Raw genomic sequence first — 8,647 nt, forward strand, 5'->3', positions numbered from 1 at the left:
AGCGTGGACTGTGCGCCCCCGGTAATTGCCACCAACGGTACGCCCTGACGGCTTAACACCGGCAGGATCATCGTCAACTCGGCGCTCTCGCCGCTGTTGGAAATTGCGAGCACCACGTCGATGGCCTTGATCATGCCCAGGTCGCCGTGGCTGGCCTCGGCCGGATGCACAAACATGGCAGGTGTTCCGGTGGAGGCGAGTGTGGCGGCAATCTTGCGGCCTATATGGCCGCTTTTTCCCATGCCCATGACAACCACGCGGCCGCGGCATTGCAGCATCAACTCCACGGCCTGGGCAAACTCATTGCCCAGCCGTCCCACCAGGCCCAGCACAGCGGCGGCTTCTATTTCAAAAGTCTTCCTGGCAAGGCTCAGCACCTGTTCGGCATCAAAATTCACGGCGTCAAGGCTCATGGCTGCATTCTATAGAGGCGGGCAGGCCCCATCCCGCCGGCCAACCCCCGCGCGAATGGGCCTTTGCCGCCTGCAATTGGTCAAGGCCATGCAATATCCTCGGCTACCATCAACGCATGAGCGCGCTTGAACTGACCCTGCTGTACCTGCTGGCTGCTGTGCTGGGTGTGGTGGCATGCCGTTCGCTCAAGCTGCCGCCCATGCTGGGTTACCTGGCGGTCGGCGTGGTCATCGGGCCCAACGCGCTGGCGCTGGCACAAAATTCCGACGGCGTCAGGCATTTGGGCGAGTTCGGCGTGGTGTTTCTGATGTTCGTGATCGGGCTTGAGTTCAACCTGCCCAAGCTGCGCTCCATGCGGCGTCACGTCTTTGGCCTGGGCCTGCTGCAGGTTACGCTGACCATCGTGCTGGCCACGGTGGGCTCGCTGTTCCTTGCCAGCATGGCCCCCGGTCTCTGGAAGATGGGCTGGCAGACCGCGCTGGCGCTGTCCGGTGCCATCGCCATGAGCAGCACCGCCATTGTGGTCAAGCTGCTGTCGGAGCGACTTGAACTCGAATCCGAACACGGCAAGCGCGTTATGGGCGTGCTGTTGTTCCAGGACTTGGCCGTTGTGCCGTTGCTCGTGCTGATTCCGGCACTGGGGGCGCCCGCCGATGCGCTCCTGATGGCGCTGGCGATCGCGGGGTTGAAGGCGGCCGTGCTGGTGGGGCTGCTGCTCACCGGCGGGCAGCGCATCATGCGCTGGTGGCTCACCATCGTGGCACGGCGCAAAAGCGAAGAACTGTTCGTGCTCAACCTGCTGCTGGTCACGCTGGCGCTGGCCTGGCTGACCGAGCGCGCCGGGCTGAGCCTGGCGCTGGGCGCGTTTATCGCCGGCATGCTGATCTCCGAGACGGAATACAAGCACCAGGTCGAAACCGACATTCGGCCCTTCCATGATGTTTTGCTGGGCCTTTTCTTCATCAGCATCGGCATGCTGCTGGACTGGCGGCTGGTGCTGGAACGATGGCCGCTGGTGCTGTTGCTGACGACGTTGCCTGTTCTCTTCAAGCTGGTGCTGGTTACCGCGCTGGCGCGTTCGCTGGGTGCAACAGCCGGCGTATCGCTGCGCACCGGCCTGTACCTTGCCCAGGCGGGCGAATTCGGCTTTGTGCTGCTCACGCTGGCCCAGCAGGGCAACCTGGTGCCCCCCGCGCTGTTAAACCCCATTTTGGCCAGCATGGTGCTGTCCATGCTGGCAACGCCTTTCATCATCATGTACAGCAACCGCATTGTGATGAAGCTGGTTTCCAGCGAGTGGCTGCAGCAATCGCTGCAAATGACCACCATCGCGCGCAAGTCCATCAACGCCAACAAACACGTGATCATCTGCGGCTATGGCCGCTGCGGCCAGAACCTGGGTCACATGCTGGAGCGCGAAGGCATCCAGTACATGGCGCTCGACCTCGACCCCGACCGGGTACGGCAGGCCGCAGCCGCAGGCGATTCGGTGGTGTTCGGTGATGCAGTGCGGCTCCAGGCCCTGATGGCCGCCGGGCTGGCCCGGGCCAGCGCCGTGGTGGTAACTTATCTCGACACAGCCAGCGCCCTCAAAGTGCTGGCCAACACACGCGCCCACGCGCCGACCGTGCCGGTGATTGTGCGGACGGTAGACGACCACGACCTGGAAAAACTCCAGGCAGCCGGCGCGACAGAGGTCGTGCCGGAGGCCATCGAAGGCAGCCTGATGCTGGCCAGCCATGCGTTGGCGCTGGTGGGGGTGCCCATGCGCCGTGTGATCCGCGTCGTGCAGGATCAACGTGACGCCCGGTACAACCTGCTGCGAGGCTACTTTCGCGGCGCCGACGACGACACCGTGAACGAGCTCGAGCAGGAGCGCCTGTCAAACGTCACATTGCCGCTGGGCACCAGGTCTGCCGGGAAACCCCTGGGTGCGGTGGCACTGGGCGCCGGCGGCGTGCGTGTGGTCAGCCTGCGCCGCAGCAATGGCAAGGCCGTGGCCGCGCATGACGAAACATTGCTGGAGGGCGGGGATACGCTGGTGCTGTCAGGCAAGCCCGAGGCATTGGCCATGGCCGAAGAGAAGCTCCTGCGCGGCCGTATCAACTGAGCAGGGGGCCGCCCGTCGCGTGAAGCGTTCGGCGCAGGCACTGACGGCACAATATGGGCGCCACCCACCCCTGGACACGCCATGCCTGACCTGCACAGCCTCACTCACCAGACCGTCGGCCAGTACCTGAAGAACCATATCCGCACCGTGCCCGACTGGCCGGCCCCCGGCGTGCAGTTTCGCGACATCACGCCGCTGCTGCAGAACCCCAAGGTCTTTCGCGTGCTGATCGACGCTTTTGTGCACCGCTACATGGACGGCAAGCTCCGTCCCGACATCGTGGCAGGGCTGGATGCGCGCGGGTTCATCCTCGGCGCCGTCATCGCCTACGAGTTGAATGTTGGCTTTGTGCCGATACGCAAAAAAGGCAAACTGCCCTTCACGACCGTGCAGGAAACCTATGAGCTCGAATATGGAAGCGCCACCGTGGAGCTGCATACCGATGCGGTCAAACCCGGCGACCGGGTGCTGCTGATCGACGACCTGATCGCCACGGGCGGCACCATGATGGCCGGCAAGAAACTGCTGGAGAAGTTGGGCGCCACCGTCACCGAAGGTGCGGCGATTGTTGACCTGCCCGAACTCGGTGGGTCAGAAAAATTGCGGGCAGCAGGGCTGCCGCTGTTCACCTTGATCGACTTTTCGGGGCATTGAGCCGCCGGATGCAGTTCTGGAAACTGCCCGGAGAGAGCGGACTCAGCTATAACTTTTATAGCTGCTTGCGCCCGCTGCCATTGGGTTGAAGCCGATTTGTCTTAAATTTGAAGCTGCCTAGTTCAAATCGCCATACTGCGTGCTGCTCAGCGCTGGTGACGTGCTGAATTCCGGTGGCATTTCGGTGTCTTCAAAGCCCGTCAACAGGGTGTATGAACGTGAGCGCGGGCCGCTTTGCACTTTGACCCCTTTTTCCGGCGCAACTGCGGGGCCTTGTGCAGACGCAGCAACCAAAGCTTGTTTAAAGGCGGCAACCTCGTCGGCCTGGATAGGCTCATACCGTGGTGTTGCGGGTTTGACGGGCACGGGCGCGCGGGTTTCTACATTGGCTTCAGCGTGTGCTACTACGGGTGCATGTACAACGGGTGCTGGTACAACAGGTGCTTGCACGGCCTGCGGTGGCGTCGGGGCCTGTTTGACCACGACCGCCATTTCCTCCAGACGCCAGTACACAGCGGGTACCGTGATCTCAAAGCGCGCTTTGGCGTGCTGTGTGATCGATGCCTCAATTCCACTCAATTGCTCGGACGTGCCGCCGAATGCTTTTGCCAGGTCCATCATGACCAGGAATTCATTGCCGCTCTGGTCGAGCGAAAGAACTTTGAATTTGTAGCTGGCCGAGAGCACGCCGGAGCGGGTCATGGCCTCACGAATTGCTACGTACAACTGCTCGCGGCGGGCGTGACGCTTGAGCTTGCCGGAATCGGCGGGAGCAGGTTGTTCGGGGGAGAGTCGCTGGGGTACGGACGCAGCGCCTTTGTCACGTGCGGCGGACGCGCGTCTTTGTTCGTCATTCGCAGCCGCACCGGCTTGCTGCGGTTTATCGGAAAACCAGTTTAAAAAAGACATGGGCAATGTTCTCGTGATGAATCTTTATTTTCCGTCAATGCACGGAGTGAATCTGTAAGCAATAGCGCAAACGGTTCAGCTGTTGTTTAGCAGCAAATCCTGTGGCCGACTTTATCGAAACACCCGTACAACTGTCTGGTAAAAAATCACGCCCGTCACGTTTTTGAGAACACCTGTGACGCCCGAAAGTATTACGGCAGGGAGTCAGTTGTCTGATGATGCCAATGGACCCGAGAAAGGGTCGACACTCAGGTCACCGCGACGCGCTTGGGACGGTTATAAAGTCGTTTGGCCATGACCGACCCCATTGCCATGGTCAGCTCCAATGCAATGGGGCTGTGGCGGTTTGCCAGCTCAAGGAACCGCATCGGGGTGAGGCACCAAAGCTTGCAGGGTGTAGACGCATGGACCGTGGCGCTACGCGGCATGTGCGAGAAGAACGCGCCTTCACCGAGCACGGTACCTGCACCCACCAGTGCCATTCGCACGCGGGCTTTTTCATCTTCGTAATGAACGCTCAGCGTGCCGCTTTCCACAAAATACAGCGTGCGATCCAGCGCGCCCTGTTCCATCAGCACCTGGCCACTGTTGAGGGCGAAAGGCTGCATGTAGCTGGCCAGGATGTCCCAATGCGGCTGGTTGAATTGACAGCGCAATGCGTCACTGGCGTGGCAGTGAAGAATTGCTTGGGCAAGGCCCTGAATGTCAAAACGGATGGCGGCAGGTAGTGGAGCGTTCATAGTGGGACGGAAGATACCTTCGCACTACACGGCCCGCAAGAGATGTTAACGGCCCCTTACACCTGATACAGGAAATCCGGAGTTGTAATTTCCCCTCGACAGAAGGCCTTTTTTGACCGTTTTGGTGCGTTTTTCGCGGCATGGCGCCGCTTGTCCCCAGACGGGGCCCGCCTGTCGCCGGTTTACTACTTTCCAATACAGAATCTGGAAAAAATTTCGCCCAACAAGTCGTCCGGTGTGAACGCACCGGTGATCTCGCTGAGGTGAAGTTGCGCCTGGCGCAAATCTTCGGCCAGCAGGTCCAGGGCAGGGTGCCCCGCGCGAATCTGCGCATGGGCTCTCCCGAGTTGTTCGGCGACCTGCTGCAGGGCACGCACGTGGCGTTCGCGGGCCATGAACACACCTTCAGGTGCGGCCTGCCAGCCCACGACGTGCAGCAGTTGCCTGCGCAGCGCCTGCAGGCCGTCGCCGGTTTTGGCGGAGATCAGAACACCGCCGCTGATGGTGCCCAGCACGTCCGCGCCAGCCGCGTCCGACTTGTTCCAGACGTCGATGATGGGCGTGTTGCGCGGCAGTTCACGGCTCAATACTTCTGCGATGTGTGCGTCGGCGGCCAGGTAATCGGCGGCATGCCGGGTCAGGTCATGCAGGAAGAGCACCGCGTCGGCACTGGCGATTTCAGCCCACGCGCGTTCGACGCCGATTTTTTCCACTTCGTCGAGTGCCTCGCGCAGGCCAGCGGTGTCCACCACATGCAGCGGCACGCCTTCAATCTGGATCAGCTGCGAAACCTTGTCGCGTGTGGTGCCGGCAATCGGGGTAACGATGGCGAGTTCAGCACCGGCCAGCGCATTGAGCAGCGAACTTTTGCCGGCGTTCGGCTGGCCTGCGATCACCACCTTGATGCCTTCGCGCAGCAAGGCGCCCTGCACTGCGCGCTGCATCACGCCGGCCAGCGTCACCTGCAGGCGCTCAAGCTGGCCCTGTGCGTCTGCCTTCTGCAGGAAGTCGATGTCTTCCTCCGGGAAGTCCAGCGTGGCTTCGACCAGCATGCGCAGATGGATCAGCTGCTCCAGCAGCGTGTTGACCGCCAGCGAGAATTCACCCGACATTGAACGTGCGGCCGATCGCGCCGCGGTTTCCGTGCTCGCGTCGATCAGGTCGGCAATCGCCTCAGCCTGCGCCAGGTCGATCTTGTCGTTGAGGAAGGCACGTTCGGTGAACTCGCCCGGCTGCGCCACGCGCAGCCCCGGTACGGCCGCTGAGCCTGTCACCGGGTTGAGTGCCGCACCGGCCTCAAGGCATCGCGCCAGTAACAGCTGCAGCACGACAGGGCCGCCGTGCGCTTGCAGCTCCAGCACGTCTTCGCCGGTATAGGAATGCGGCGCGGGGAAATGCAGGGCGAGGCCCTGGTCAATGGCTACGCCTTGCGCATCCCTGAAGGGTAGGTAGGTCGCCTGACGCGGTTGAAGCTGGCGGCCGCAAATCGCCTCCATGACGGGCGCGATGTGCTTGCCGGACACCCGCACAATGCCCACCGCACCGCGCCCGGGCGCGGTGGCGATGGCAACGATGGGGTCGTGATGTCGGGCCAGCATGGTGGTAGATGTTAAGGGGCAAACCGGATATTGGCGCCTGGGTAAGAAGCGCCGCCGCCAAAGCCGGTTTCCCAAGAAAAAGGGCCGCGAAGCGGCCCAATTTTTATTCCGTGTCCGCCTTATTTGAACTTCGGCAGGTTGAACTGCGGCGGCACACCCATGCGAGTGTTAATGACCCACTGCTGGGTGATGGACAGTATGTTGTTGGTGATCCAGTACAGCACCAGGCCGGCCGGGAAGGCGAAGAACATCACGCTGAAGATCAGTGGCATAAACCACATCAGCTTGGCCTGCATCGGATCGGGCGGAGCGGGATTGAGCGCCGTCTGCAGCAGCGTTGTCAGTGTCATGAGCACCGGCAGAATGTAGAACGGATCCTTGGCAGAGAGATCGGTGATCCACAAGATCCAAGGCGCATTACGCATTTCCACGCTGGACAGCAGCACCCAGTAAAGCGCAATGAACACCGGGATCTGGATCATGATGGGGAAGCAGCCGCCCATCGGGTTGACCTTTTCTTCCTTGTAGATTTTCATCATCGCCTGCTGCATTTCCTGCGGCTTGTCCTTCAGGCGCTCCCGCATTTCCATGATCTTCGGATTGATCGCCTTCATCTTGGCCATGCTGGCATACGCTTTGGCATTGAGCCAGTAGAACGCGATTTTCAGCAGCAGCACCAGCGCCACGATGGACCAGCCCCAGTTGTGGATAAAGCTGTGCAGCTTGTCGAGCAGCCAGTACAAGGGCTTGGCCAGGATTTTCAGGTAGCCATAGTCCTTGACCAGTTCCAGCCCTGGTGCGATGGCCTCCAGGGTTTTTTCTTCCTGCGGGCCGATAAAGAATTTCGAGTCAATGGATTTGGTCGCGCCGGGCGCGATCGCGTCCAGCGGCGTGATCATGCCGACGGCGTAGAGATTGGTGTCGACCTTGCGGAAGAACAGGTCGCGCTTGATGCCGTCGCCCAGAATCCAGGCCGAGGCAAAGTAATGCTGCACCATGGCCGCATACCCATCATTCGACTGCTTCTCGACGTCAACCTTGTTGTTTTCGATCTCCTTGAACTCGACTTTCTGGTACTTCTTGGCATCGGTGTATATCGCCGGACCGGTGAAAGTGGAATAGAAGGAAGACTCTCCGGGCGGCTTGTTGCCGTCGCGCACGAGCTGCAAGTACAGCTGCGGCGAAATGGCGGCCGTGCCAGTGTTAATGACGTCGTGGCGCACGGCGATGTCATAGGCGCCGCGCTTAAGGGTATAGATTTTGACCAGCTTCACACCGCCGACGTCGGCGGACTCGAACTTGACTTGCAGCTCATTCAACCCTTCCTTCAGCGAACGCTCGCCAGGGACGACCGTCATCAGGGTCTTGTGCGTGGGGAGGCTGCCGCCGCCGATCAGGCCGGTCTGAGCCACGTAAACGCGGTTGGCGCTTTCGTCGAGCAACACAAAATCTTGGTCCTTGTGATCCTGGTCTTTGTATTTGGCAAAAGCCGAGTGCACAAGCGTGCCGCCTTCGCTGTCAAAGGTCAGCGTGAGCACGTCGGTGTTCACCACCACGCGCTCCTTGGTGGCCGCGGCGGCGATGACTGGGGCACCTATGGGCACAGCGCCAGGCGTTGCCGGCGATGCACTGGCCGCCTGAGGCGTGGGCACCGAAGAAGCGGCCGCGCCGGCGACTGGTGCAGACGCAGGTGCCCCAGCGGCCGGCGCCTTGGCGCTTTGCGTGGCTGACGGGAAAAAGGTCGCCTTGTGGCCGTTATATACCTGCCACTGGTCCCACAAAAGGACCATGGAAAAACCAAAAATCACCCACAGGATGGTGCGGCGGATGTCGTTCATGACGGCGTCTTTTTAGAAGGGGTGGAGGCCACAGGGGTGGCCAGGCGGGAAAAGAGGGGAACAGGCGGCACCGGGTCGTGCCCGCCATCGCACCAGGGATGGCAGCGTACCAGCCGGCGCAAGGTGAGGTAGCTGCCGACTGTTGCGCCGTGCTGCTGCAGGGCCTGCAGTGAATAGGCGGAACACGTCGGCTCAAACCGGCAGGCTGAGCCCAGCCATGGGCTGAGCAACAAGCGATAGCCTTTGACCAGGCCGATCAGCAGGGTTTGCGGCAAACGGAAAAGAGGTGCCAGTGCAGCAAAAACGGAGCTCATGGCGCCTTGGCTCCTGCCTGCATCAGCGCCAGCACTTCGGTGCGTACCGCCAGCTTGAGCTGCTCGGACG

The 8,647-nt window shown here is 61.3% G+C and carries 8 protein-coding genes; 2 read left to right on the forward strand and 6 right to left on the reverse strand.

Going from position 1 to position 8,647, the window contains the following annotated elements; all coding sequences use genetic code 11:
• On the reverse strand, nucleotides 1-413 hold a 413-nt coding region (locus tag AC1D1P_RS08435; protein WP_477672668.1), incomplete at its 3' end, for an SIS domain-containing protein.
• 116 nt (nucleotides 414-529) lie between these two features.
• Here AC1D1P_RS08435 and AC1D1P_RS08440 point away from each other — a divergent pair.
• Both AC1D1P_RS08440 and AC1D1P_RS08445 read left to right on the forward strand, forming a co-directional pair.
• Nucleotides 530-2,524, forward strand: a complete 1,995-nt coding sequence (locus AC1D1P_RS08440) for a cation:proton antiporter domain-containing protein (RefSeq protein WP_477670436.1) — start codon at nucleotides 530-532, stop codon at nucleotides 2,522-2,524.
• An 81-nt stretch (nucleotides 2,525-2,605) separates the two neighbouring features.
• Complete coding sequence (locus AC1D1P_RS08445) at nucleotides 2,606-3,178, forward strand: adenine phosphoribosyltransferase (protein WP_457281899.1); 573 nt, start codon at nucleotides 2,606-2,608, stop codon at nucleotides 3,176-3,178.
• A gap of 117 nt (nucleotides 3,179-3,295) precedes the next feature.
• Here AC1D1P_RS08445 and AC1D1P_RS08450 read toward each other — a convergent pair whose 3' ends face one another.
• The 5 genes from AC1D1P_RS08450 to yidD all read right to left on the reverse strand — a co-directional run bounded on the left by AC1D1P_RS08450 (nucleotide 3,296) and on the right by yidD (nucleotide 8,577).
• Nucleotides 3,296-4,087, reverse strand: a complete 792-nt coding sequence (locus AC1D1P_RS08450) for a hypothetical protein (RefSeq protein WP_477670435.1) — start codon at nucleotides 4,085-4,087, stop codon at nucleotides 3,296-3,298.
• 248 nt (nucleotides 4,088-4,335) lie between these two features.
• Complete coding sequence (locus AC1D1P_RS08455) at nucleotides 4,336-4,827, reverse strand: Crp/Fnr family transcriptional regulator (protein ID WP_122954706.1); 492 nt, start codon at nucleotides 4,825-4,827, stop codon at nucleotides 4,336-4,338.
• A 185-nt stretch (nucleotides 4,828-5,012) separates the two neighbouring features.
• Nucleotides 5,013-6,425 carry a tRNA uridine-5-carboxymethylaminomethyl(34) synthesis GTPase MnmE gene (mnmE, locus tag AC1D1P_RS08460; RefSeq protein WP_477672669.1) on the reverse strand — a complete coding sequence of 471 codons (1,413 nt, stop codon included), beginning with the start codon at nucleotides 6,423-6,425 and terminating at the stop codon, nucleotides 5,013-5,015.
• 119 nt (nucleotides 6,426-6,544) lie between these two features.
• The gene (gene yidC / locus AC1D1P_RS08465) at nucleotides 6,545-8,263 is read right to left on the reverse strand and encodes a membrane protein insertase YidC (protein ID WP_477672670.1); all 1,719 of its coding nucleotides are present in this window, start codon (nucleotides 8,261-8,263) and stop codon (nucleotides 6,545-6,547) included.
• Nucleotides 8,260-8,577: a membrane protein insertion efficiency factor YidD gene (yidD, locus tag AC1D1P_RS08470; RefSeq protein WP_477670432.1), complete on the reverse strand. Its 318-nt coding sequence runs from the start codon at nucleotides 8,575-8,577 to the stop codon at nucleotides 8,260-8,262. Before yidD ends, yidC begins: the two co-directional genes overlap by 4 nt.
• Nucleotides 8,578-8,647: the final 70 nt, after the last annotated feature.

The organism is Polaromonas sp. P1_E1_2 (genome assembly GCF_056406035.1).